25 protein-coding genes, 2 tRNA genes and 1 pseudogene are annotated in these 24,539 nt (G+C 62.4%); 8 read left to right on the plus strand and 20 right to left on the minus strand.

Annotated features, from left to right (window positions below; genetic code table 11):
• The first annotated feature begins 325 nt into the window (after positions 1–325).
• On the plus strand, positions 326–1,102 hold the full coding sequence (locus ATJ78_RS02780) for a ubiquitin-like protein (RefSeq protein WP_098406207.1): 777 nt from the start codon (positions 326–328) through the stop codon (positions 1,100–1,102).
• 32 nt (positions 1,103–1,134) lie between these two features.
• Here ATJ78_RS02780 and ATJ78_RS02785 read toward each other — a convergent pair whose 3' ends face one another.
• Both ATJ78_RS02785 and ATJ78_RS02790 read right to left on the minus strand, forming a co-directional pair.
• A complete protein-coding gene (locus tag ATJ78_RS02785; RefSeq protein WP_098406208.1) occupies positions 1,135–1,998 on the minus strand; it encodes a rhomboid family intramembrane serine protease in 864 nt (287 codons plus the stop codon).
• Between the two features lie 12 nt (positions 1,999–2,010).
• Complete coding sequence (locus ATJ78_RS02790; RefSeq protein ID WP_098406209.1) at positions 2,011–2,553, minus strand: peptidylprolyl isomerase; 543 nt, start codon at positions 2,551–2,553, stop codon at positions 2,011–2,013.
• Positions 2,554–2,657: 104 nt separating this feature from the next.
• On the opposite strand from ATJ78_RS02790, the gene ATJ78_RS02795 reads away from it, so the two are divergent.
• Positions 2,658–3,176 carry a DNA helicase gene (locus tag ATJ78_RS02795; protein WP_098406210.1) on the plus strand — a complete coding sequence of 173 codons (519 nt, stop codon included), beginning with the start codon at positions 2,658–2,660 and terminating at the stop codon, positions 3,174–3,176.
• A gap of 161 nt (positions 3,177–3,337) precedes the next feature.
• Here ATJ78_RS02795 and ATJ78_RS02800 read toward each other — a convergent pair whose 3' ends face one another.
• Both ATJ78_RS02800 and ATJ78_RS02810 read right to left on the minus strand, forming a co-directional pair.
• Positions 3,338–3,754 (minus strand): NUDIX hydrolase, encoded by a 417-nt coding sequence (locus tag ATJ78_RS02800; protein WP_098409169.1) that lies wholly within the window; start codon positions 3,752–3,754, stop codon positions 3,338–3,340.
• Between the two features lie 280 nt (positions 3,755–4,034).
• Entirely contained in the window at positions 4,035–4,442 is a 408-nt protein-coding gene (locus tag ATJ78_RS02810) for a hypothetical protein (RefSeq protein WP_098406212.1), read from the minus strand.
• Positions 4,443–4,815: 373 nt separating this feature from the next.
• Here ATJ78_RS02810 and ATJ78_RS02815 point away from each other — a divergent pair, with 373 nt between their 5' ends.
• On the plus strand, positions 4,816–5,907 hold the full coding sequence (locus ATJ78_RS02815) for an LOG family protein (protein ID WP_098406213.1): 1,092 nt from the start codon (positions 4,816–4,818) through the stop codon (positions 5,905–5,907).
• Positions 5,908–5,914: 7 nt separating this feature from the next.
• Here ATJ78_RS02815 and ATJ78_RS02820 read toward each other — a convergent pair.
• Positions 5,915–6,748 (minus strand): annotated as a pseudogene (locus ATJ78_RS02820) (alpha/beta fold hydrolase); the annotation flags it as partial.
• A 96-nt stretch (positions 6,749–6,844) separates the two neighbouring features.
• On the opposite strand from ATJ78_RS02820, the gene ATJ78_RS02825 reads away from it, so the two are divergent.
• From ATJ78_RS02825 to ATJ78_RS16220, 3 genes are all read left to right on the plus strand, one after another.
• Positions 6,845–7,411, plus strand: a complete 567-nt coding sequence (locus ATJ78_RS02825; RefSeq protein WP_098406214.1) for a TetR/AcrR family transcriptional regulator — start codon at positions 6,845–6,847, stop codon at positions 7,409–7,411.
• Between the two features lie 108 nt (positions 7,412–7,519).
• The gene (locus tag ATJ78_RS16215; protein ID WP_342744774.1) at positions 7,520–7,822 is read left to right on the plus strand and encodes an ATP-binding cassette domain-containing protein; all 303 of its coding nucleotides are present in this window, start codon (positions 7,520–7,522) and stop codon (positions 7,820–7,822) included.
• Between the two features lie 28 nt (positions 7,823–7,850).
• Positions 7,851–8,342, plus strand: a complete 492-nt coding sequence (locus tag ATJ78_RS16220; protein WP_342744775.1) for an ATP-binding cassette domain-containing protein — start codon at positions 7,851–7,853, stop codon at positions 8,340–8,342.
• 13 nt (positions 8,343–8,355) lie between these two features.
• On the opposite strand, the gene ATJ78_RS02835 is transcribed toward ATJ78_RS16220, so the two are convergent.
• On the minus strand, positions 8,356–8,610 hold the full coding sequence (locus ATJ78_RS02835; RefSeq protein WP_098406215.1) for a hypothetical protein: 255 nt from the start codon (positions 8,608–8,610) through the stop codon (positions 8,356–8,358).
• Positions 8,611–8,714: 104 nt separating this feature from the next.
• Between ATJ78_RS02835 and ATJ78_RS02840 the strand changes: the two genes are divergently transcribed.
• Positions 8,715–9,332, plus strand: a complete 618-nt coding sequence (locus ATJ78_RS02840; protein ID WP_098406216.1) for an ArsR/SmtB family transcription factor — start codon at positions 8,715–8,717, stop codon at positions 9,330–9,332.
• Here ATJ78_RS02840 and ATJ78_RS02845 read toward each other — a convergent pair.
• Complete coding sequence (locus ATJ78_RS02845) at positions 9,323–9,937, minus strand: hypothetical protein (RefSeq protein ID WP_098406217.1); 615 nt, start codon at positions 9,935–9,937, stop codon at positions 9,323–9,325. The genes ATJ78_RS02840 and ATJ78_RS02845 overlap by 10 nt on opposite strands.
• Before the next feature lie 87 nt (positions 9,938–10,024).
• Here ATJ78_RS02845 and ATJ78_RS02850 point away from each other — a divergent pair, with 87 nt between their 5' ends.
• Positions 10,025–10,660, plus strand: a complete 636-nt coding sequence (locus tag ATJ78_RS02850; RefSeq protein WP_098406218.1) for a TetR/AcrR family transcriptional regulator — start codon at positions 10,025–10,027, stop codon at positions 10,658–10,660.
• A 79-nt stretch (positions 10,661–10,739) separates the two neighbouring features.
• On the opposite strand, the gene ATJ78_RS02855 is transcribed toward ATJ78_RS02850, so the two are convergent.
• From ATJ78_RS02855 to dnaN, 13 genes are all read right to left on the minus strand, one after another.
• Positions 10,740–12,260 carry an SPFH domain-containing protein gene (locus ATJ78_RS02855; protein ID WP_245836178.1) on the minus strand — a complete coding sequence of 507 codons (1,521 nt, stop codon included), beginning with the start codon at positions 12,258–12,260 and terminating at the stop codon, positions 10,740–10,742.
• A 130-nt stretch (positions 12,261–12,390) separates the two neighbouring features.
• Positions 12,391–12,816, minus strand: a complete 426-nt coding sequence (locus ATJ78_RS02860) for a PRC-barrel domain-containing protein (protein WP_098406220.1) — start codon at positions 12,814–12,816, stop codon at positions 12,391–12,393.
• A gap of 245 nt (positions 12,817–13,061) precedes the next feature.
• Positions 13,062–13,730 carry a hypothetical protein gene (locus ATJ78_RS02865; RefSeq protein WP_143741363.1) on the minus strand — a complete coding sequence of 223 codons (669 nt, stop codon included), beginning with the start codon at positions 13,728–13,730 and terminating at the stop codon, positions 13,062–13,064.
• A 61-nt stretch (positions 13,731–13,791) separates the two neighbouring features.
• Positions 13,792–14,445 carry a ribonuclease FAU-1 family protein gene (locus tag ATJ78_RS02870; RefSeq protein ID WP_098406222.1) on the minus strand — a complete coding sequence of 218 codons (654 nt, stop codon included), beginning with the start codon at positions 14,443–14,445 and terminating at the stop codon, positions 13,792–13,794.
• A 534-nt stretch (positions 14,446–14,979) separates the two neighbouring features.
• A tRNA-Ala gene (locus ATJ78_RS02875) sits at positions 14,980–15,052 on the minus strand.
• 36 nt (positions 15,053–15,088) lie between these two features.
• Positions 15,089–15,162 (minus strand) — tRNA-Ile (locus tag ATJ78_RS02880).
• Positions 15,163–15,246: 84 nt separating this feature from the next.
• Complete coding sequence (locus ATJ78_RS02885; RefSeq protein ID WP_098406223.1) at positions 15,247–15,651, minus strand: DUF3566 domain-containing protein; 405 nt, start codon at positions 15,649–15,651, stop codon at positions 15,247–15,249.
• A 2-nt stretch (positions 15,652–15,653) separates the two neighbouring features.
• Positions 15,654–18,239 carry a DNA gyrase subunit A gene (gyrA, locus tag ATJ78_RS02890; protein ID WP_245836372.1) on the minus strand — a complete coding sequence of 862 codons (2,586 nt, stop codon included), beginning with the start codon at positions 18,237–18,239 and terminating at the stop codon, positions 15,654–15,656.
• A 7-nt stretch (positions 18,240–18,246) separates the two neighbouring features.
• Positions 18,247–20,307 (minus strand): DNA topoisomerase (ATP-hydrolyzing) subunit B, encoded by a 2,061-nt coding sequence (gyrB, locus tag ATJ78_RS02895; protein ID WP_098406225.1) that lies wholly within the window; start codon positions 20,305–20,307, stop codon positions 18,247–18,249.
• A gap of 120 nt (positions 20,308–20,427) precedes the next feature.
• Entirely contained in the window at positions 20,428–20,916 is a 489-nt protein-coding gene (locus ATJ78_RS02900) for a DciA family protein (protein ID WP_098406226.1), read from the minus strand.
• Complete coding sequence (gene recF / locus ATJ78_RS02905) at positions 20,909–22,069, minus strand: DNA replication/repair protein RecF (protein WP_098409170.1); 1,161 nt, start codon at positions 22,067–22,069, stop codon at positions 20,909–20,911. Before recF ends, ATJ78_RS02900 begins: the two co-directional genes overlap by 8 nt.
• Before the next feature lie 59 nt (positions 22,070–22,128).
• Positions 22,129–23,019: a phosphogluconate dehydrogenase (NAD(+)-dependent, decarboxylating) gene (gene gnd, locus ATJ78_RS02910; RefSeq protein ID WP_098406227.1), complete on the minus strand. Its 891-nt coding sequence runs from the start codon at positions 23,017–23,019 to the stop codon at positions 22,129–22,131.
• A gap of 31 nt (positions 23,020–23,050) precedes the next feature.
• Positions 23,051–24,199, minus strand: coding sequence for a DNA polymerase III subunit beta (dnaN, locus tag ATJ78_RS02915; protein WP_098406228.1), 1,149 nt, complete (start codon positions 24,197–24,199; stop codon positions 23,051–23,053).
• Positions 24,200–24,539 lie beyond the last annotated feature (340 nt).

Here is a 24,539-nt window from a genome sequence, read left to right on the forward strand (position 1 = left end):
TCGGGCAGCTGGCCCAAGTCGACGTGGCGGATGCTGCGCGGCGACGAACTACACACATGTAGTTCTCCCCACCTGTTGATAACCCCTGTGAGTAACTTCTGCGGAGCGCTCAGCGCAGTAACTTCTCTGGACGGTGTCGAGTTACAGCCCTGTAATTCTCCACAGTGTGGACAAGGCTGTGGATAACTATGGGGAGGAATTGTGGGCGCGCTGTGAAAAACAACTGGGGATATGTGGACAACGTGTGGACAGAACAGGCCTTTCCTCCCTGGCGACGCCCGAACGTGGGCCAGCACGCGGCTACTCAGGGCATTAAGGTGAGAGCATGTCGAGATTACTGCGCCTCGTCGCCGCGCTTGTCTTCGGGTGCATGCTCGCGCTCGCTGGCACAACAGCAGCGGCCGCGATGCCGCTGTACGTGACGATCGACGGCGAAGACGAACTCGCACTAGAGGTGGAGGCGTCCGACTCCATTCAGCAGGTCAAGCACAAGATCCGCGATCAGAGCGGCATCCCGGTCGATAACCAAACTCTCGAGTTCGCGGGAAGGACGCTCGAGGATGGCCGGACACTCGGCGACTACAACATCCAGAGCGGGTCGACGGTGACACTTCTCGTCTCTCCTCAGTGGGTCGACATCGACCTCGCCGTGCCGGTCATCGGCGAGGAGTACATCGACGGCGTCGCCGCGCGCTACGGCGATTTGCAGTACGCGGTCACCTCCGGCGCGCTGCCGGTCGGTCTCGAACTCAACGCTGCGACGGGTGCCATCACCGGGATTGCCACCGTTGCCGGTCCCTACACTTTCACGGTGACCGCCACGAACGCGGTGAGTTCGGTGTCGCAGAGCTTCTCGGGTGAGATCGCGTCGGCGCCGATCGTCACTCCGAGTCCGACGGAGTCCGCGACAGCGGAGCCCGTCGATCCGGCTCCTCAGCCCGAGGCGACTCAGGATGCTGCGGACAGCGCCGACCTCGACGAACCTGAACTGCCGGCAACGGGGCCCTCGCCATCGACGATGGCGCTTCTTCTCGCAGCGCTGATCTTGCTCATCGCCGGAACAATGCTCTTCGCGCGATCGAGGCGCACTCGGCCCGAGTGACCGCGACTGTCGCGTTCGACAGAGAGCCGGAGCTAGACGTAGAGCAGCGTACCCACGACCGTCAGAACCAGCAGCAGCACAACGACGCCGGCAATGCCCAGCTTCTGCAGCCCCTGCTGCCTGCGCTTACGCGTTCCCACGAATACGAGGCCGAGCAGCGCCCCGGTGATGAGCCCACCGAGGTGCGCCTGCCACGCGATGTTCGTGCCGGGGATAAATCCGATCACGAGGTTGATGCCCACGAGCACGAGCAGCCCGGTCATGTTTCCGCCCAGCCGGTGCACGATCACGAGCGTCGCGCCCATGAGTCCGAAGATCGCACCTGAGGCACCCACGACGGGCTGCAGCGGGTTGTCGAGCAGCAGAACGCCCACCGACGACCCGAAGGCCGTGATGATGTACAGCGTTGCGAATCGCCATCGCCCAATCATCGGCTCGATCATCCTGCCGAAGATCCACAGCGTGTACATGTTGAGCGCCACGTGCAGAATGAACGACTTCGAGTGCACGAGAGCGACCGTCAGCATCCGCCATGGCTCAAAGTGACCCAGCTCAGGGATGCTGTAGACGCCCGCGTACAGCAGAGCGTCGGTGACGCCGAGTGGCAACAGCTGAAGCACGAACACCACGAGCGTCAGCGCGATGATGACGTACGTGACGGCCGGGTGTCCCGAGTCCTTGCGCATGACGCTTGAGAACCGGGACGCGGCGGCCGACTTGACCCGTGGCGCCGAGGCACGCTGCTCGCGCATGCACTCGGGGCAGATCACGCCGACGGGAGCCTGCGTCTGGCATTCCGCACAGATTGTGCGGCCGCAACGCTGGCAGAGCACGAAACTCTGACGGTCAGGATGCCGGTAGCAGAAGTTCTCGCGTCCCGTCGGGAAGGTGCTCACGGGCCCTCTGGATCAGACGTTCTCGACGTCGATGCTCTCGATGACGACGTCGTCGAGCGGACGATCGCGGGCATCTGTGGGAACCGTCGCGAGCTTGTCGACGACCTTGCGGCTTGCGTCGTCGGCAACCTCACCGAAGATGGTGTGCTTGCCCTGCAGCCACGTGGTCGCGCCGACAGTGATGAAGAACTGCGAGCCGTTGGTGCCCTGTCCCATGACGATTCCGGCGTTCGCCATCGCGAGCTTGTAGGGCTGCGTGAAGTCGAGTTCGGGGTTGATCTCGTCGTTGAACTGGTAGCCGGGGCCGCCGGTTCCGTTGCCGAGCGGGTCGCCGCCCTGAATCATGAAGCCCGGAATGATGCGGTGGAAGATCACGCCGTTGTAGAGGGGCGCGTTCGTCTTTGTCTCACCCGTCGACGCGTCGGTCCAGTCTTTCGAACCCGTAGCGAGTCCGATGAAGTTCTCGACAGTCTTGGGGGCGTGATTGCCGAAGAGATTGACCTTGATGTCGCCGTAGTTGGTGTGAATCGTGGCGACAGCGGTGTGAATAGACATATGTCAATTCTTGCATAATGAATGCTCCACCCCTTGTGACGCTCCCAGCCTCTCGTGACAAGATAGGGTGAGTCGTTTGTCACGAGATCAATGGAGGTCCCCCAGTGAGCATGACACGCAAGCGCAAGAAGCAGCTGAAGCGCCTCAAGGGTGACGCAAACGCCCTGTGGGCTGCGCAGCAGGATCTACTGGACCAGGCGAACTCCGTGGCTCGTGATGCGAGCCGCCAGCTCTCGGCGTACAGCCGTGACGAGATCGCACCCCGGCTCGCGCGAGCGTACGAAGACAAGCTGCAGCCGGTCGTTCACCGGGTGGATGCTGCCACGTACGACGCGCGCAAGGCCGCAAAGCACAACTTCGACAAGAAGGTTCTTCCCGCTGTCGGCGGCGCGCTTGGCACGGTCATGGCTCTCGGTGACGCCGCCCGCGACGGGCGCGTCAAGGCCGCGTTCGGCAAGGTCGTCGAGCCCGAGCCGAAGAAGAAGTCCGGCGCGGGACGCGCGATTGCGCTGACCGCTGGCGTCATCGCCGCCGCAGGTGTCGCCTACGCCGTCTGGCAGACCTTCAGGGCAGACGACGAGCTGTGGGTCGCCGATGACGACGACGCGATGCCCAGCAACTGAGCTGAGAACTTCTGTCGACGAGGGGTATCGCCTGCGGGCGGTGCCCCTCGTCAGCATCCGCGTGCCTGCCTTCCGGTGCATTCGCGCGGCCCAAATGTTCGCGAGAGACCATGTATCGCTGACATGAGGGCCGCATGAACGAACGGGGCGGCCGAACACGCTCAGTCGAGCATGCGCAGGGCAACATTGACGAGCTCGACGCGATGCAGTGATTCGACAGCGTCGAGGTAGTGCCACTCGGCGTAGTCGGTCGACCCGTCGAGTTCATAGGTGAGAGTGCCGCCGACGACGCGGGCTCGGTACACGATGCGCAGCGCCTGCAGTGGCCGGTCGGCACCCGCGGCAAAGCGTGCCACCGCCGGAATGATCATCGAGTCAACACCGAGAACCCCGTCGAGTTTGGCGTCGTAGCCGGTTTCTTCGCGGATCTCCCGCACCGCCGCGTCGGCGGGATGCTCACCCGGCTCGAGCCCGCCCCCGGGCAGTGTCCACGCCTGGCGACCGCCCTCGTTCCAGTGCGACAGCAGCATGCGTCCATCGTCGATGATGACGCCGTACGCGGCGACGCGCATGTCCATGCCCATGACGAAACCCTAGCAATGCAGATGCTGTGAGGGCAGCGCAAACGGACCGGAAGTAGCTCGGGTGCTGTGAGAGTGCCGGGCGACGTGGGACAGCCGTCAAGACCAGGTGATCGGCGAAGCCGAGCGGGCTCGGCAGGACAGGACAGCCGTGCACAGTCCGTCGCGCAGCTCCCCCGCCCATCGTGGACGCTGCTGTAAGAGCATCACGGCGAGCGTCGAGGTGGCGTGGCTGTGCGCCCGCGTCATTCGCACGTGGTCGACGACGAGATGCTGCTCATGCGTCAGCATCCGCGAACCCTCCACGGGCAATTGAGGCGAATGCGTGCACAAACAGACCGATGCTCCACAATCCGACCATCCAGACGAGACCACCACTGATGGAGCCGGTCCATCCCGCGAGGAATGCATGCACTGAAACGGAGCCCACGACGAGAACGAAGCTCAGAACGTGAAAGACGAAGTACGCGAACGGGCGCCTAATCAGGTTCTTGCGCATCACGCGCGCCCCGATCACGATCGTAAGCGCTGCACCCGCGAGCGCCAGCATCGACCACTGGTCGACCGTGCCATCACCGACGGTCACGACCACGACGTGGAATACAACCATCACGGCCGCGAGAACGAGCGCATAGAGTGTCAAGCCCGCTACGAGCGAACGTTCTTCCCCTGACCGAGAGATCATTGTTCCTCCCCTCATCAGCACCGGTGCGTTGTCGGAACATGATCTTGTCCGCACGCTACCAACGGCCCGATGAGGGGTCAAGGGATGTATTCAGCATCATGGACACACCTGGAACGGATTCGCTCCATCGGCAACAGGGCTTCGTGCTTCGCGGGGCCCCGACAGAACACGCGATCACCCCGCTCTCTGGCGCCGCGTTGAGAACGGCTGAGGTGAGCATCAGCCCGCCGTCACGCGTTCCGCGTTCACCGAGAATTCATCAAGCCACGCACCGATCGCGCGCAGAATCCGCGAGTAGTCGCTTCGCCTCGGTGACGAGGGAAGACGCTGCTCATGTTGCGCTTCCCACCGGGTGAGCGCCTAGGCTCGACGCATGAAACGCAACCGCGGGCGCATTGTGCAGATCGATTCGCTCGACGAGTTCGACACCCGCTGGGCCGAGGGAGCACGCGAGCTTTCAGGGTGGCGGCTCATGGCCATCGACTTCTCGCATCGCAGTCAGCAGCTGCGGTCTGCCGACGTCGGCGGGGCTCTGTTTCTCGGCTGCACATTCGCGGATCACGATGAGGACTCGGTTCGAGCACGAGGCGCTGTCGTCTTTCCCGAGGTGCCCAGCGTTCCGGTCGACACCTATCGCACGGCGCTGTACAGCCCGCACGACCTTTACGACAACCGGGAGTACGACAGAACACTCGATGCTCGCACATACGCGTGGTCGCAAGAAGACCACTCCATCGACGCGACCCTCGCCGAGGCTCTGCACGACCACGCGATCGATGGCGCGCTGGCCGAATGGGTGGCGCAGCGCGACCTGGTCGGCCTGATGGGCGGCCACTCGCTCAAGAGAGATGAGCAGACTTACGCGGATGCTGCCCGGCTCGGATATCTGCTCGGGCAGAGCTACACGGTGGCGACCGGCGGTGGCCCTGGCGCGATGGAGGCCGCGAATCTGGGCGGCTACCTCTCTTCGGTCGATCACGATGCTGTTGGCGACGCCGTGGAGTCACTCGCCGCCGTTCCGCGCTTTCGCCCCGACATCGGTGCATGGGCGCGCGCGGCGTTCGATGTGCACGAGCGTCACCCCGAGGGCGCGGACTCCCTCGGCATCCCGACCTGGCACTACGGCCATGAACCGCCCAACGCGTTCGCCTCGGTGATCGCGAAGTACTTTCACAACGCCCAGCGCGAGGCGATTCTGCTCGAGGTCTGCCAAGCCGGCATCGTGTTTCTGCCAGGCGCCGGTGGCACGGTTCAAGAGATCTTCCAAGACGCGTGCGAGAACTATTACGCCGACGAATCCGCCGTCGCGCACATGGTGCTCGTCGGCGTCGACTACTGGACGCGAAAGTATCCCGCGTGGCCGCTGCTGCAGGCGCTCGCCAAGGGCCGGCCCATGGAATCGCGTGTGCACATCGTCGATACGGTCGATGAGGCCGCCGAGCTGGTGCTCGAGGGCAAGCGCTAGACACACGGATGAAGGGCACAAGTACGGCGTTCACCTCGTCGGCGTGTGTCCAGAGGAGTCCGTGGGGAGCACCCTCGATCTCGACGTACTGAGCATCGGGAAGCAGCGTGCGGAACTTTCGCGCCGTTGCGTCGATGGGAAGGATGTTGTCTGCGGTGCCGTGCAGGATGAGCGTCGGCTTGCCGCTCTGCCTTACGGCCTCGACATCGTCGCGGAAGTCTTCGATCCACGTCGGGACGACCGCGTATGCCGCGACGGGAGCGCTTGAGACTGCCGTGTTCCAGCTGCCGGTCACCGCCTCCTGGCTGATGCGCGAGCCGAGGTTCTCGTCAAGGTTGTAGAAATCGGCGAAGAAGTTCGTGTACCACGCGTAGCGATCGCCCTTCGCCTGTGCGGCGATGCCGTCGAAGACCTCCTGCGGCACGCCGCCCTCGTTGTCGTCGCGAGCGACGAGAAATGGCTCGAGCGAGGCGAGGAAGGCCAGCTTGGCGACGCGCTCATGACCGTACCGCGACACGTAGCGCGCAAGTTCGCCCGTTCCCATGGAGAAGCCCACGAGAATGACGTCGCGGAGGTCGAGCTCCTCGAGCACGGTGTTGAGGTCAGCAGCGAAGGTGTCGTAGTCGTATCCGGTGCCCACCTTGCTCGACATTCCGAAACCGCGGCGGTCATACGTGATGACGCGGTAGCCGGCGTCGAGCAGCTCGCGCGTCTGTCGCTCCCAGCTGTGTCCATTAAGCGGGTAGCCGTGAATCAGAACAACCGGCTGCCCAGTGCCCTGGTCCTCGTAGTAGAGGTCGATCGACGTGCTGTTCTCGGTGCCAACGGTGATGTAGCCCATGATTCTCTTCCTTCATCTCTGTGTGAGAACGGTCGTTCTCGTTTCGTGGTTACGAATATAAAGAACGCTCGTTCTCGTGTCAAGTACACTGGGGATATGAATGTAGAAGAGGCGCGTGAACGCATTCTTTCGGCAGCAGAGGATCTCTACTACCAGAAGGGGTACTCGGCCGTCGGCATGGACGAACTGCGCACGACCGCGGGCGTATCGCTGCGGCGCTTGTACGCCCTGTTCCCGTCGAAAGACGACATCATCACGGCCGTGCTCGACCGAAAGCACAGCGAGTGGGAATCGGGACTCACGGGACGGGTCGCCTCCGCGCCGGACACTGCTCGCGAACGCCTTCTCGCGATCTACGCGTACCTCGAAGAGTGGTTCACGACCGAAAGTTTTCGCGGCTGCGCATTCATCAACGCGTTCGGCGAACTGGGTGGCACGCACCCCGAGATCGCCGCGCTCGTGCGCGATCACAAGGCGTCGTTCCAGCAGTACGTGACCGCGCTTGTGCGCGACCTCGGCGCGAGCGACGATCTCGCCGCTCAACTCTCGATTCTCGCCGAGGGAGCTCAGAGCACAGCAGCGATCTCGCGAGATCCCGCGGTAGCGGGTCAGGCACGGTCGGCAGCGCAAACACTCATCGACTCGGCGCTCGCAACAGCGTGATCGGCGGCGGGTGGCGCGCACCGCTATCGTTGAACCGACTGTCTCCCGCGATATGGTCGTCGCGAGTCTCATTCGCGCACACGTGACCAGCATGAAGGAGCCCTTCGTATGATGCAGCCCGTGACCCGCTTGAGCGGCGTCTCGTTCACCCGCAACGGAACTCACATTCTGAGCGACATTTCGTTCACGGCGCACGCGGGAGAGCACTGGGCCCTTCTCGGCCCGAATGGAGCGGGCAAGTCGACGATTCTCGGGTTCTGCGGCGCACGGACGCACCCGACGAGCGGCACCGTCGAGATTCTCGGGCAGCGCCTCGGCCGCGTCGACATGCAGCAGCTGCGGCGCGCGATCGGGCCGTCGACCCCCGGCATCCAGTTCGCTCTCCACTGTCGGTCACTGAGGTCGTGCTGACCGGACTCACCGGAACGATCGAGCTGCGATGCGGTGGAGTGCGTCAGCCGCAGAGACCCGCCGAGCACACGAACTGATCGACCAGGTAGGCCTCGCTGCTCGACAGGACGCCCTGTGGCCCACGCTGTCGCAAGGCGAACGGGGCCGAGCGCTCATTGCGCGCGCTCTCATCGCGGATCCCCGGCTGCTGCTGCTTGACGAGCCCACGACAGGGCTCGACGTCGCGGCGCGCGAGCAACTGCTCGAGACCATTGACGATCTTGCCGTCACCGCACCAGATGTCGCGACCGTTCTCGTCACTCATCATCTCGAAGAACTTCCCGTTTCAACGACTCATGCTCTCGTGATTGCCCACGGCGCCATCGTCGCTGCGGGCACTGCTGATGAGGTCGTGACGTCAGGCACGATCTCCCGCGCTTTCGCGCACCCCATTCGCGTGGGGAGAGACGACGGACGATGGAGTGCGCGCACGGTGCGCAGGCAAAGCACGTCGGATGCTGCCGTAGCAGCGAGCGCGTAGACCCGACTGCCCATCAGAATCCCGTGATGGCGGGGCGCGACGGCGTGCCGCCGTTAATGCGCGATTCCAGAGTAGTCAGACGAGCGCGGAGCCGCCGGGAACGGCGCTCGAGGTGTGCCATGCGACGCTGCTCTCGCGCCGACAACAGCATCCGCGATTCTCGCGACCACGACTCGTACTCACGGGTTCCGGGGTGACCGAGACAGGCAGACCCGGGCACCGCCGCTGCACCGCGACGTTCGATCGCGTGGAGGCTGAACTGGTCCATTGCCCTATCCCTTCAACGTGAAGCATGCGCTTCATATATCTGAAGCATACGCTTCATACTCGAGATGTCAAGGAGAATTTTCAGATCTCGCGTAGACTGGGGACATGCCTCGCAACGACCTCGATGAGCAGCTCGCAGCGGCAAGCGGCATCCCGAGTCGTCCCATACACTTGCGGGATGCCGAGGCCATACGCGTGCTCGCGCACTCCGCGCGCCAGCGGGTCGTGAATCTGCTCTTCGCCGACCAGCTTGCGCACACGTCCACGGAGCTCTCGGAGCTCACGGGACTGACCCCGAGCGCCATGAGCTACCACTTGCGCGCCCTCGAGAAGGCGGGTCTCGTTGAGCGATCGAAGCCCGACGCGAACGATTCGCGCACCCGGCCGTGGCGGGCGGCGGGGACCTCGATCTTCATTCACGGCAGCGAGGCCGAGGGGGTATGGGAGGCCCAAGACGCTCTCACGAGCATCGCAGTGTCAGAGTTTCGCGAGCGCCTCCAAGCGGTTCGAGAACACGAGCCGTCGAGCGGCAGCTACGTGGGAATCAGCGAATCGACGCTGTGGCTCACCGACGACGAGGCGGCGCAGTACGCAGAGGCTCTGCAGCGCGCCGAACTCAGCCTCAGGAAGTCCGGCTGGACCAACACTCCGGGTCCAGGACGGCGGCTGACCCGCGCTCTCTTCTCGCTTCTTCCCGAGACGCCGGCGAGCGATCAGAACTGAGGCTCGCCCGTCGCCCTCACCGCGCCATGGGACGCAAACGCGCCGAGCCCGAACGCGAGAAGTGCGAACCCCGATGCCACGCCGCTCACGAGCGCGATGGCGAACGTCGCGCCGACGAGCCACAGCACGAAACCGGAGATGCCGAGCGCAGTGACGATTGCGCCCAGAACGTGAAAGCGCGCGAGCCGGAAGATCGGCGCAAGCGCAAAGAAATGCGTGCCGACGACGAAGGCGACCCACGCAACACCGAGCTCCGGGTGCCCCCAGGCCGTCAGCAGGCGGCTGCCGCCGAACAGGGCAATGGCTTCGATGGCAACGACGACCCAATACCCCCAGCCGAAGGGCGGGCGGACACCCTGCCCTCCCCCGGCGCCAGCGACATCCGAGTGGCCGGTCCCCTTCGAGCGATAGCTCCGCACACTCAGAACGATGATCGCGGCGAGCGCGCATAGTGCGATCACCACGAGGGGAATCCGCACGACCGGCAGCGTCTCACCCGAGTTCACCCATACGAAGACGGTGCCGAAAACTCCGGCGATTTGCGCTCCGACTTCTCGTCCACGCATGGTCGGGGTTGCGTTCGCCGCCGGTGTCTCTTCGGCCATGAATTGATCTCCCCCGTCTTTCACTGAATTGGTTATAGTATGTTATATCCAATTCAGCGATGCAACCGTGATGGGCAGTTGTGATCCATGGCACACCCGAGTAGAGCCACACGCGAGTACCGTTCTGCCGTACGCGAGCAGCGTGCCGCGCAGACACGAGCGGCGATTCTGGATGCTGCACGGCAGCTGTTCCGCAGCGGCGGCTTCGCGGCGACGACGGTCAACGCGATTGCCGAGCGCGCGGGGGTCTCAGCGCCGACGGTCTACGCGACCTTCGGCTCCAAGGCGAGCGTCGCGCGCGCGATCGTTGAGCAGATAGAGGAGTCGAGTCGTGCGGCGCACTGGCGCAACCGCATTGCACACGAGTCCGACCCGCACGTGATTCTGCACGCGTTCGCGCAGTGGACGGCCGAGTTCTTCAGCGCGAGCATTCCCGAACTGACACTGGCGAGCGAGCTCACCGCCGAAGCGAGCACGATGGTTGCAGAAGGCAACGCTCGCCGGCGTGATGCCCTGACGGCGCTTGTCGGCCGACTCGCCGATCATGCGGCGCTGCGTCCCGGCCTGTCGCAGCGCGAAGCAGTCGATCGGGTATGGATGCTGACGGGCATCGAGATGTATGTCAACGCCGTCCAGGGCTGCGGGTGGCCGATCGCGCACTACGTGTCGTGGCTCTCCGAAACGCTCGCGCAGCAGATTCTCGACCGCGGGGCCACATCCTGACGAGAACCCCGTGTGCCGGGACCGCCGCACAGAGCAGTGGGCGAGCGCTGTGCGCCCGCCCACTGGTTCCGCCTCAACGTCACTTGTCGCTAGACGGTGCGTCTCCAGCATCCGGCTCTGTTGTCGCTGTTGGCGCGCTGCCAGCTGCCTGCGATTCGGCCGAAGGCGACACGTGAGTCTCCTCCTGCTGAGACCGGTCGGCTGTGGAAGCCGAGGACTCACGCATGGCCTCGCCGACGGCGCTGCCTGTGACGCGACCCTGAATGACACTCGCGAGGTCGACGCCGGTCGCTTCCTTGACCGACTCGAAAACGCCGCGCATCGCCGATGCCGACTCTCCCGAGAACTGACTGCCCGCGGGCGACGAATCGGAGCCTGACCCGATGACGCTGATGGTGCCGATTCTCGAGTAACCCTGCGCGAACCGCTCCATGAGGTCGGGCAGAATCTCGATGGCGCGCTGAGCAATGACTCCTTCGAGATTCTCTTGAAGCGCTGCAGCCTCGGCACGGATGGCGTCACCCTTCGCCTCACCGGCGAGACGGACCGACTCCGCCTCGGCCGCAGCACGTGCCTTGATGGCCTCGGCTTCGCTCTCGGCGACGTCGACTTCGGCCTGAGCCGCCTTCACCTGGGTGTAGGCCTTGGCGTCTGCCTCGCGCTCCTTCTCGTACTGGGCGGCGTCGGCGACGCGCTTGACGTCGGCGTCCAGCTGAGCCTGCTTGTTCTCGGCCTCTTGTTGCAGCACGTCTTGACGGGCCTGCACACGGGCGAGTGCTTCGGCCTGCTCAGCGCGGGCATTCGCCTGGCCGACTTGCGCCTTAGAGTCCGCCTCGTTCTTGTCGTACGCCGTCTGCTCGACGAGGTTGGCCTCGTCGTTGGTGATCTGCTGCTTGCGAATCGCACGCTCTGCGTTCGTTGCAGCGATCTCCGCCGCCTGACGCTTTGACTGCACCTCGGGCGCACCGAGCGACGCAATGTATCCGAGGTCGTCGGTGATGCCCTTGATCTGGAACGAGTCGAGAATCAGACCCTGGTCAGCGAGCTCTCCCGACACGTCGGCGGCGATCTGGTCTGAGAACTTCTTGCGGTCGCGCATCAGACTCACGACGGCGAGCGTGGCGACGATTCCACGAAGTGCACCCTCAAGCTGTTCTGTCGTGAACTGCTCAATCGCCTTGTCCTGCGAGGCGAATCGTTCGGCCGCGCGCTGCACGAGCTGCTTCGACGACCCGATCTTCACCATGGCGACAGCCTCGACCTCAAGGGTGACGCCGTCGTACGACTGTGCTTCAGCCTGCATCGAAACCTGGCGTGAACGCAGCGAGATGATCTCGTGGCGCTGTGTCAGCGGGTTGACGAGGGCCTTGCCGTTGACGATGACGGCGAGCGATGACTCGTCTTTGTTCTTCTTTGACTTTCCCGAGACGACGAGTGCTTCATCGGAACGAGCGACTTTGATCCACATCTTCGCAACAATCAAAGCGATGATCAGAACGACGACGACGATGGCCGCGATGATTCCGATCAGCACCAAGACGCCGCCCGCGATGGCGAACTCCATGAGACCTCCAGGTTGTCCGAGTGTTCCTCCAATCATGTCGGAGTTGTCAGCTGATGCATAGTTCGGCGCTCAAACTGTGGAGTGCAAGCCGCGGAGATCCGTGATCGTCGGTGCTCACTCACGCATTGCCCGAGGCGATGCGTGAGTGAGCAGTACTGCCGTCACCCTATGCGTAGCGGTAGTAGGGGAATGCCGGGTATGCGTAACCCGGCGTCCAGTACGGTGAGTATCCGTAGTACCCGAAGACCTCGTTATAGTACGACGTGTCGTTCACAAGCTCCGGATCGTAGGCAGGAGCGCCGGCGACCGTGCTTCGTGTTTGGTCTATGCGAACTTCGTCTTCCGAGATTCCCGTAATCGCGTCGACGGGAATGAACGATTTGTCTTGTCCGATGCCCAGGAATCCGCCGGACGCGACTTCCATGAATCGCACTTTGTTCTCGTCTGGGTCGATCAGCAAGTCGTCGACCTTGCCGAGGTCGGCGCCTTCTCGATCCTTGACATCGTAGTTTCGAATGTCCTCATCGGCGCTCGTGATCGTTTCCTGAGTGTCGCTGAGCTTGATCAGTTTGCTTGCCTCATTTGTTGCCATGATCTGGTTCTCCAATCCTTCCTGCTGTGGTGGAGGCGGCGTGAACGTGGAACTGCACTCTCAGCTGCCATTTGCGGCCAGACTAGGTATCGCTTTCGAGCATCCTCAACCCGTTGACGGTGATCGTTACCGCATGTGAATGCAACGCCAAGGTCGCGCAGAGGCTCGCATCGCGATCTCGCGCCGGCAAGCGGTCGTTGACGTGGCGCGGAATCCATCGCCGTTTCGGCTGTCCGAGACGGAATTCAGCCGGTACACGCGAGCTTCGGCTCGACTTCAGACCAGGATGCTGGTTGGCTCTCAGTGGCCCACAGGTCGATCTCTGCGCGATTACCGTCCCACTCAAGTGAGTACGTGCCAGCAGAGAACGGCATATAAGCGTCTTTGGCCGAATACTGGCCGCGCCAGTCAACGATCATGGAGCCCGGCTCGAGGATTCCGACGTCTCCCCACGACGTGACAACGAATGTGCTTTCGCGAACGACGACGCGGCACCCGTCGGCGCTCTCGCCGGGGAGCACCGAATATCGCGAGCTGGTGCTGAGCGCGACGCAAACAAGGCTCGCGGGTACTGCGAGTATGAGCGCAGCGGCGAGCACGACACGAGATGCGCGCCATGGCCGTGGGCTCATGGGACCTGCCAGAAGTATGGCTGCCAAAAGCGCGACGTATCCAACGATGGCGAGCACAATGTCAACGAGTAACCACGTCGGTACCCAGTCACCGAACGCGATCGTCAGCGATGTGAGGGAATCGGGAGACCCCGGCCGAATCAGCATGGCGATGAGAGCCACACAGCTCATGGCGATCGGGGTCACCTCGGCAATTAAGAGTGCCGCGCGCTGCCCCTTCTTCCGCACACGATCGTCCCCGTCACCTTGTGCGTCCTGATGTCGACGGGATGGATCAGTCACCAACACGGTGTGACCTCCTCCATCTCGTCGAATTTACGGATAACAATACGAGCAGTCGCCGCTATGGAGTCCATTCCTGAACAGCGGGCTTGCTCGCCCAATCTGCCCCAAAGAACGGAAAGGGCCACGAACCGTCCGGCACCCATTGATCCCATTCATCATCGGTAAAGATCGGCGTCCGTGCATCGAGGTCCGCCACTGCCTGCCATCCCGCGTTCCGAATCCACTGTGCTTGTGCCGAGGAGAGAATGCGTTGTTCGACCGACCATGCGAGGTGGTCCTCATCCTTCCAGCGCCAGGTCGAAAGGTCGCGCTCGGCGACAATGTCGAGGACCAGGTCGCGCGAGTCGAAACCGGCAACGGAGCGCTGCCACGCAAGCTCGAGGTTCACGTACCACCCGTCGAAGCGTTGTGCTGAGGAGTCCCATTGACGAATGACCGCGTAGTGCCGGCCTCGCGGGTGTACCCGAACGCTCGGGCCTCCGTTCCACGGAAGTTCTTGATGCCCTCCGTCCCAACCTCCCCTGAGGATTGACCCCCGTGGTCCTCCACGTGCTCCGGTGCGGAGCCGGATCGGTGCACCATGTGGCTGGTACAGGGCAACGTGGCGGTCGTTAGCTTCGATCACGTTCGCCGCGAAACAGTAGGAAACGGCGTCGTCAGGAACAGAGCGCCAGAGCACGGCCTCACCCCTGAACGGCTCATTTCCCTGCATCGAGTGCCCTCCCGATCCTGCTCAGCGCTGGCGGCTGCGACCTTGCGCCCGACGCTAGCACGCCCCGAAGCCGCGACCAGTCGTTGCGAAAGATCCACCTCGCGCGGATTGCCGACGAAAGAGCATCGGTCTCTCACGCCAGACACGGTGGGCCTGCTGGTCTTGAGATTTCCAGTACTCCGTCACGAGCCTTCTCTGGCGGAGGTAGACGTCCCGCAGCGAGGTCCTCCGTCAAATGGACCGATCCATGCAGCGATAAAGCGTTTCGTGCTCCGCATTCTCCGACCGTTTCGATCGGTATCGTGCGTAGTGCACCGATTGAGGCGTGAGATCGATTCCTCGTAATCACGGGGCCAGCCTGGACACACTGGAGCCAACACGACTACTACCGAACGAGGCCAGATTACTACCGCTAAGTTGATTGCGGATCTCTAGCGCGCGCAAACAGCGGCTTCTGTCGATACCTGCTCTGAACTGGGAGAGAGTCCCAATCTCAATCACAAGCGATTAGCGAGATTAGTGGCAATCGTAGTGTGGAGCCTAGGGGAATCGAACCCCTGACCTCCTGCTTGCAAAGCAGGCGCTCTACCAATTGAGCTAAGGCCCCGAAAAGGGATGAACAGTTTAACGCGTCATCCACAAGTGGGGCTACCAGGACTTGAACCTGGGACCTCTTCGTTATCAGCGAAGCGCTCTAACCGCCTGAGCTATAGCCCCGTTTTTGACCAGATTAGAGATTACCCGAAATGGTCGCGAATTCCCAATCGAAAACCGCCCTCCGGCATGCCGGGAGTGTCACGATCAGTTGTTCGTGAAACCGACGAGCAACCCGCCCGTGATCTTGACAGCCAAGTTGTACAAACCGGCAGCAAGAGCACCAAGGACCGTCACGATCACGAGGTTGAGAATCGCCACAATGAGCGCAAAGCCCATCACGCGACCCAGGCCGATGATCGCTTCGAGGCCCTCCTTCGATCCCGTGACCTCCTTGTAGAGACTCGACACCTGGTCGAAGACACCCGTCGCATCGAGAACTGTGAATACCAGAAAGAAGAAGACCACGGTGATGATGGCGACCGCGATCGCGATCAGGAACGACAGCTTCAACGCCGACCAGAAGTCAATGTAGACGAGCTTCAGTCGCACCTGCTTACTCGACGGCTTTCGCGCTGACTTCTTAGCCAGTTTGTCGGCAACGCTTGTCATTCTTACTCTTCCTGTTTCGGAGCATCAGGAGCCTTGGCTCCGTCAGACTCGACCGTCTCCGCTTCAGCGGATTCGGCGTCGTCTTCTGACTCCTCATTCTCAAGCTGTCTATCGCTGTTCTTGGCCAACGCGAGGATGCGGTCATTGTCGGCGAATCGCGCAAAGACCACTCCCATAGTGTCGCGTCCCTTTGCAGGAACCTCGGCCACGGCAGAGCGTACCACCTTGCCGCTGGCAAGAACCACCAAAACCTCGTCGTCTTCTGCGACGATCAGAGCACCCGCAAGATCGCCCCGATCCTCGTGCAATTTGGCCACCTTGATGCCCAGCCCACCGCGGTTCTGCAGGCGGTACTGGTCGACGTGCGTGCGCTTGGCGTAGCCGCCTTCGGTCGCGACGAACATGAACCAATCGGTGTCATCTTCAACCCAGGATGCTGACAGAAGCTCGTCGCCTTCACGGAACGACATGCCTTTAACACCCGACGTGGAACGACCCATCGGCCGCAGCGCTTCGTCACTCGCGGTGAAGCGGAGTGACATTCCCTGACGCGACACGAGCATGATGTCGGTGTCGGAGTTGACGAGCAGCGCCGACACGAGCTCGTCGCCCTCGCGCAAGTTGATCGCGATGATGCCGCCCGTGCGGTTCGTGTCGTAGTCGGTGAGCTTCGTCTTCTTGACGAGGCCCGAGCGCGTCGCGAGCACAAGGTACTCCGCCGCCTCGTAGTCGGGGATGTCGAGGATCTGCGCGATCTCCTCGTCGGGCTGCAGCGCCAGGAAGTTGGCGACGTGCTGACCCTTGGCGTCGCGGCCGCCCTCTTGAAGCTCGTAGGTCTTCGCGCGGTACACCCGACCCTTGTTCGTGAAGAACAGCAGCCAGTGGTGCGTCGTCGTCACGAAGAAGTGCTCGACGATATCGTCTGCCCGCAACTGGGCTCCGCGAACACCCTTGCCACCGCGGTGCTGCGAGCGATAGTTATCGCTGCGCGTGCGCTTGACGTAACCGCCGCGTGTCACCGAGACCACCATCTCCTCTTCGGGAATGAGGTCTTCGATCGACATGTCGCCGTCGTAGCCGTAGAGAATCTCGGTGCGACGGTCGTCGCCGAAGCGGCCGACGATTTCGTTGAGCTCCTCAGACACGATGGAGCGCTGGCGCCCTTCATCGGCCAAGATCGCCTTGTACTCCGCGATCTCACGCTCGATCTCGGCGAGCCGATCGATGATCTTCTGGCGCTCGAGCGCAGCGAGACGACGCAGCTGCATCGCGAGAATCGCGTCGGCCTGAAGCTGGTCGACGTCGAGCAGCTCAATGAGCCCCTCACGCGCCTCATCGACGGTCGGCGAACGGCGAATGAGCGCAATGACCTCGTCAAGAGCGTCGAGTGCCTTCACGTAGCCGCGCTGAATGTGCGCGTCGGCTTCGGCCTTCTTCAGCCGGTACTGGGTGCGCCGCACGATCACTTCGATCTGGTGCGCGACCCATGCAGAGATGAACCCGTCGAGCGCGAGAGTGCGCGGCACTCCGTCGACGATCGCGAGCATGTTGGCGCCGAAGTTCTCTTGCAGAGGCGTGTGCTTGTACAGGTTGTTCAGCACAACCTTCGCGACAGCATCCCGCTTGAGAACGATCACGAGTCGCTGACCCGTACGACCCGACGTCTCATCGCGCAGGTCGGCGATGCCGCTCAGCCGACCGTCCTTGATCATCTCCGCGATCTTGATCGCAAGGTTGTCGGGGTTCACCTGATAGGGCAGCTCGGTGACGACGAGGCAGGTTCGGCCCTGGATCTCCTCGACGTTGACGACAGCGCGCATCGTGATCGATCCGCGACCGGTTCGGTAGGCGTCACGGATTCCCTTAACGCCGAGAATCTGAGCGCCGGTCGGGAAGTCAGGACCCTTGATGCGCTGCATCAGTGCCTCAAGCAGCTCCTCGCGGGAGGCATCCGGGTTCTCAAGAGACCACAGCGCACCGGCCGCGACCTCGCGAAGGTTGTGCGGCGGAATGTTCGTCGCCATACCGACGGCGATACCGACCGACCCGTTGACGAGAAGGTTCGGAAAACGTGACGGCAGGATCGCAGGCTCTTGCGTGCGACCGTCGTAGTTGTCTTGAAAGTCGACGGTGTCTTCGTCGATGTCCCGCACCATCTCGAGCGCGAGCGGAGCCATCTTGGTCTCGGTGTAACGCGGGGCCGCCGCGCCATCGTTTCCGGGAGACCCGAAGTTGCCCTGCCCCAGCGCGAGCGGGTAGCGCATGCTCCACGGCTGCACCAGACGAACGAGTGCGTCGTAAATGGCGGAGTCGCCGTGCGGGTGAAAGTTTCCCATGACGTCGCCGACCACACGGGCGCACTTCGAGAACGCCTTGTCGGGGCGGTACCCGCCGTCGAACATCGCGTAGATCACACGTCGGTGTACGGGCTTCAATCCGTCGCGCACCTCGGGAAGGGCTCGCCCGACAATGACGCTCATGGCGTAGTCGAGATACGACCTCTGCATCTCGAGTTGAAGGTCTACCTGGTCGATGCGACCGTGCAACCCGAAGGACTCGCCCTCGCTCGCTTCGTTCTCTGGAGTCACGTCGTCGTTAGATGTCAAGGAAGCGCACGTCCTTCGCGTTCTTCTGGATGAAGTTGCGGCGAGACTCGACGTCCTCGCCCATCAGAATGGAGAAAATCTCGTCAGCTGCTGCTGCATCGTCGAGGGTGACCTGGCGAAGCGTTCTCGTCTCCGGGTTCATCGTGGTGTCCCAGAGCTCCTTGTAATCCATCTCGCCGAGACCCTTGTACCGCTGAATCCCATTGTCTTTAGGGATGCGCTTGCCGTTGGCCTGGCCATCGGCCAGCAGAGCGTCACGTTCGGGGTCGGAGTACACGTAGTCGTGCGGAGCGTTCGACCACTTCAGTCGGAACAGCGGCGGCTGCGCGAGATACACGTAGCCCATCTCGATGAGCGGGCGCATGTACCGGAACAGCAGCGTGAGCAGGAGCGTCGTGATGTGCTGTCCGTCGACATCAGCATCCGCCATCAGCACGATCTTGTGGTACCGCGCCTTGTCGCCGTCGAAGTCCTCGCCGATCCCTGTGCCGAACGCGGTGATCATCGCCTGGATCTCGGCGTTGCCGAGTGCACGGTCGAGCCGCGCCTTCTCGACGTTGAGCACCTTTCCGCGCAACGCAAGAATCGCCTGCGTGTCGGGGTTGCGGCCCTGCGTCGCCGAGCCGCCGGCCGAGTCTCCCTCGACGAGGAAGATCTCGCTGACCGTCGGGTCCTTCGACTGGCAGTCCTTGAGCTTGCCCGGCATGCCGCCGCCCTCGAGAAGCCCCTTGCGCCGCGCCGTCTCACGCGCCTTGCGAGCAGCAAGACGAGCGGATGCTGCCTGAATGGCCTTTCGAATGATCTCTTTCGCCGAGATCGGGTTGCGGTCGAGCCAGTCACCGAGCTCGTCCCAGACGACCTTCTGCACGAAAGCCTTTGCCTCGGTGTTGCCGAGCTTCGTCTTCGTCTGGCCCTCGAACTGCGGCTCACCAAGCTTCACCGAGAGCACGGCGGTGAGCCCCTCGCGCACGTCGTCGCCCGAGAGGTTCTCGTCTTTGTCTTTGAGGATGCCCTTGTCGCGCGCGTACCGGTTGATGAGCGTCGTCAACGCGGCACGGAAACCCTCTTCGTGGGTTCCGCCCTCGTGCGTGTTGATGGTGTTCGCGTAGGTATGCACGCTCTCGGTGTACGCCGTGGTCCACTGCATCGCGACCTCAAGCGCGATCTTGCGCTCGCTGTCTTCGCTCTCGAACGAGATGATGTCGTCGTTGACGAGGTCACCGCGCTTCGCCTTGTTGAGAAATTCGACGTAGTCGACCAGACCACGCTCGTAGTAGAAGACCTCGTGCGGAACCTTGCGCTCTTGCGTCGACTCCGACGCAGAATCAACGCCTTCGGCATCATCGTCGGCAACAGAGAAGACGCCGGTGTCGGGATCCGGATCGTCGAGCTCCCTACTCGGTCGCTCATCGCGCAAGCTGATGCGAAGTCCCTTGTTGAGAAACGCCATCTGCTGAAAGCGCGTGCGCAGGGTGTCGTAGTCAAAGTCGGTCGTCTCGAAGATCTCGGCGCTCGGCCAGAACGTGATCGACGTGCCGGTCTCGTCTGTCGCCTCCCCCTTCTCAAGCGGTCCCTGCGGAGCACCATCGTTGTAGGTCTGGCGGTAGACGTTCCCCAGCTGGCTCACAGCGACATCGAGCTGCGTGGACAGCGCGTTCACAACGGAGCTGCCGACACCGTGCAGACCGCCCGAGACCGCGTATGCCCCGCCGCCGAACTTTCCGCCGGCGTGCAGAACGGTCAGAACAAGCTGAACCGTTGAGATGCCTTCGCGTTCGTGGATGCCGACAGGAATGCCGCGCCCATTGTCGACGACGCGCACGCCGCCGTCCTTGAGAATCGTGACATTAATCGTGTCGCAGTACCCGGCGAGTGCCTCGTCAACGGAGTTGTCGACGATCTCGTACACCAGGTGGTGCAGGCCGCGCGGGCCCGTCGATCCGATGTACATTCCCGGACGTTTGCGAACTGCTTCGAGCCCCTCAAGAACCTGAATGGCGTCAGCGCCGTAATCGTTCGTGCCCTCGCCGCTCTTCGGTTCTGATGACATAGAAAATGGACTCCAAACCGTCGCGAATTCGACGTCTGAGTCTACCAAATGAGACTGAGAAAAAGGCGCTCAACGCCCGTTTGAGCGCCTTTCTCGTCAATATCCACCAGATTTGTCACCTTAACCGTAGGTATCGCGCACACCGCGGCCCTGAACCGATCTAGGGCCGCGTTTGAACGATGGGACGTTGGGGCCTTGAAAACGGATGCTGTCGATACCCGCATCGGGAAACGACGTCGCGATGCGATTCATGATCTCGACCCGCATGAGTCGCAGTTGCGTCGCCCACGCCGTCGAATCGCATTTCACCGTGAGCATCCCGCCCTCGATCCCGACCGGCTCGGAGTGTGCTGCAGTGCTCTCTCCAGCCACTTCGGCCCACCTGTTGATGAGCTCTGCTTGAGACAGCGTCGAGTCCCACCCGAGCCTGTCCGTCAGGGTATTCATGACGTCGCCAATCCCTTTGGGATCCCGGCCAGAACCGAACGGGATACTCGACGGACCGTCGTCACCACCGCGCTTTCGCCGGCCGGCGCCGCGACGGCGCCCGCCGAAGATCTCTTTGAAACGCAGGTAGACCCGCGTCGATTCGGTCTCTCTCTCAGCCATCGACGATCGTTCCCGCCGAGATATGAACGGTGTGCGCGGTGAGCTGCTCCGGAATATCTTCGATCACGGCGGCCGTGATCAGCACCTGCTCAAAACCGGCCACGGCTTCGGCCAGGCGCGAGCGACGCCCCTTATCGAGCTCAGCGAAGACGTCGTCGAGCATCAGTACCGGATCGCCCGAGTACGAGTCACGCCGCAGCAGTTCCGCCGACGCCAGCTTGAGCGAGAGCGCGAATGACCACGATTCGCCGTGACTTGCGTAGCCCTTCACGGGAAGATCGTTGAGAGAGAAGAGCACGTCATCCCGATGCGGGCCCACAAGCGTGAGACCACGTTCGAGTTCTTGCGACCTGCGCGCCACGAGAGCTCCTTGGAACGTCTCGGCCGTCGACAGATTTGCGGATGCTGTCGCCGACGCTGCCGCTTGCTCGGCGTCGTCATCTTCAGCATCCCGCCCCGAAATCGAGAGGAGCGGTTCAAGCCCTGGCCTGTGGTCTGCGTCGACAACGTGAGCGTACGCCTCCGCGAGAGGTGCGCGCAGGGCGTCGACGAGAGCGATTCGTTCGTCGATGATCTCGCTTCCGAGCGTGACGAGTTTGTCGTCCCAGACCTCCAGGGTGCTGAGCTGGGCGCCGCGAAGTCCCGAAGCGCGTGCGGACTTCATCAGCGTGTTGCGCTGCTTGAGCGTTCGGTCGTAGTCGGCCAGCACGCTCGCGAGCCTCGGCGATCGCAGCACGAGAAGCTCATCGAGAAAGCGCCGTCGGGCCCCCGGATCACCGCGGACGATGCCCAGGTCTTCAGGCGCAAACAGAACACTCGAGAAGTATCGTGGCAGCTCCCGCGGTTTGATGCTGCCGCGATTCACCTGCGCCCGATTGGGACCAGATCGATTGAGCTGCACTTCGACGAGCATGTCCCTGCCCGCGTGGTGGAGCTTCGCGCGAACGATCGCGGCGTCTTGTCCGGCGCGAATGAGCGCTTTGTCGCTCGATACCCGATGCGATCCCAGTGTCGAGAGGTACCCGAGCGACTCGACGAGGTTGGTCTTTCCCTGCCCGTTCCGCCCGATGAAGAGATTCGCGCCAGGGTGAAGCGCCACATCAGCGGTCGCATAATTGCGAAAATCGCTGAGGTTCAAGTGCGTGACGATCACGCGTTCCATCGTAGGCGGTGCGCCTGACGAAGCTCACGCCACGCAGATGACGGATGCTGTCAGTCCTCGGACTTCTTCACAGCGTGTCCGCCGAACTGGTGACGCAGCGCAGCGACGGCCTTCATGGCGGGCGAGTCGTCCTGGCGCGAGACGAAGCGCGCGAAGATCGACGCCGAGATCGTGGGCACGGGAACGGCATTCATGATCGCCTCCTCAATCGTCCACCGACCTTCTCCGGAGTCCTCGACATAGCCTTCGATCTCCGAAAGATCGTCGTCTTCGTCGAGAGCGCGAACGAGCAGCTCAAGCAGCCATGACCGAACCACGGTTCCGCGCTGCCACGCCTTGAACGTGCCGGGAACGTCCTTGAGAAGATCGCTGCGCTTCTCCAAAAGCTCGAAGCCCTCGGCATATGCCTGCATGAGCGCGTATTCGATGCCGTTGTGGACCATCTTCGCGTAGTGGCCCGCCCCGACCTCGCCCGCGTGAACGAAGCCTTCATCGCGCGGTCCGTCGGGACGCAGCGCATCGAACACCGGCATCACGCGCTCAACCTGGTCCGTCGGCCCGCCGACCATGAGGCCGTACCCGTTGTCGAGTCCCCAGACGCCGCCGGAAACTCCCGCATCGATGTAGTCGATGCCCTTTTCGTCGAGCGCCTTGTCGTGTCGAAGATCATCGGTGAACTTGCTGTTGCCGCCGTCGATGACAAGATCACCCGGCTCGAGCTTCTCGGCAAGCTCCTCGATGACGGTATCCGTGATCTGTCCCGCGGGCACCATCACCCAGACGGTTCTCGGCGTTGGCAGCGCCGCGATCATCTCGTCGACGCTTGTCACGTCACTGACGTCGGGGTTCGGATCGTATCCAGTCACCTCAATGTCGGCGGCGCGCAATCGTGTGCGCATGTTTCCGCCCATGCGGCCGAGTCCGATAAGTCCAATGTGCATGACACTCCCCTTTCGTCAGCCGCTCCGCGAGTCAGCGGAGCAGCAGGTTTGGCTGCAGCAGGTACTTGTAGCTGTCTGCTCCGGGCTGGTCCTTCGATGACTGACTCGTGATCAGCATCGGTCCGGGCTTGTTCGTGTTCTCAGACTTCGTGAACGAGAACCGAACGAATTCGCTGCGCACGGCGTTGAGCCCGTCGATGAGGAACGACGGTTTGAGCGAGAGAACGATGTCTTCTCCGGTCAGCAGGGCGTCGACGGATTCAGATGCCTGAGCCTGCTCTGAGCCGACGGCTTCCATCGTCAATCCGTCGATGCTGAAGGAGAAGCGCAGAGCGGCCTCTCTCTCGAGAACAAGTGAAACGCGACGCACCGCTTCGATCAGTTCAGATGTATTGATGACGGCATAGTTGTCGACGTTCTCAGGAAAGAGACGTCGCACAGGAGGGAAGGAGCCCTTGATCAGCAGCGATGTCACTGTCTTGCGATCGACGGAGAACGAGACGAGCTCGCGGTCGTCCTTGTGAGCGAAGGAAATCGAGATGTTGCCGTTATGACCGAAGGTCTTTCCGACCTCCTGCAGTGTGCGAGCCGGAACGAGCGCCGTGAGGGGCTCATCGCTCGTGATGTCGCTTCCATCCCAGTCGATGGCGCGAACGGCAACGCGATAGCGATCAGTCGCGACCATGCCGAGGCTGTTGTCATTGACTTCGAGCTGCACGCCCGTGATCACCGGAGTGACATCGTCACGGGATGCTGCGACGGCGACTTGTGCGACAGAGGTAGCGAACTCCTCGCCGGGAACAAGTCCGGTGGGGCCTTCGACCTGGGGAACCGTCGGGTACTCTTCGACCGGCATCGAGAGCAGAGTGAAGTTCGCGGAGCCGCACGTGACGAGGATCTTGTTGTCGTCAGTCGTGAAGTTGACTGGAGCATTGGGCAGTCTGCTGGCAATATCGGCGAGAAGACGGCCCGAGACGAGGATCGTTCCCTCTTCGTCGACATCAGCATCGATCTCGGTTTGCGAAGAGACCTCGTAGTCGAAGCTCGACAGACGCAGCCCTGCGTCTGTGGTCTCGATCAGCACGCCGCTGAGAATGGGCAGCGTCGTTCGCTGCGGCAGCAGTTTGACGGCGAATGAGACGGCCTCACTCAAGACATCGCGGTTGACGCTGAATCGCACCTGGTACCCCTGTCGAACTCGATGGACAAGTCGCACACCATGCTAGCCCCACATCGCTCGGGCAAAACGTGTCATTCGCCGAAACGGCGTCGGGCGGCGAAGGTTCCCGCGTGAACGTTCTTTAAGTAATTCTCTTAATCGGCTTAACCGTTGTGGAAACTGTGGATAAGTCCCGACACGCCGCTGTTTCTGTGGGAACTACACGTGTGTGAGTTGTTGAAGCGGTGTGGGATCCGCGTAATTACACGGTTGTGACCTGTCGCGGCCGAGACCCCGTCATTCACAGCTGAGGGCCATTTTTCCCCATGTGAAGAGAAGTTGTCCGGATCTTCTCCACAAG

Origin of the sequence: Paramicrobacterium agarici, assembly GCF_002563955.1 — a bacterium.
Classification (GTDB): Bacteria; Actinomycetota; Actinomycetes; order Actinomycetales; family Microbacteriaceae; genus Paramicrobacterium; species Paramicrobacterium agarici.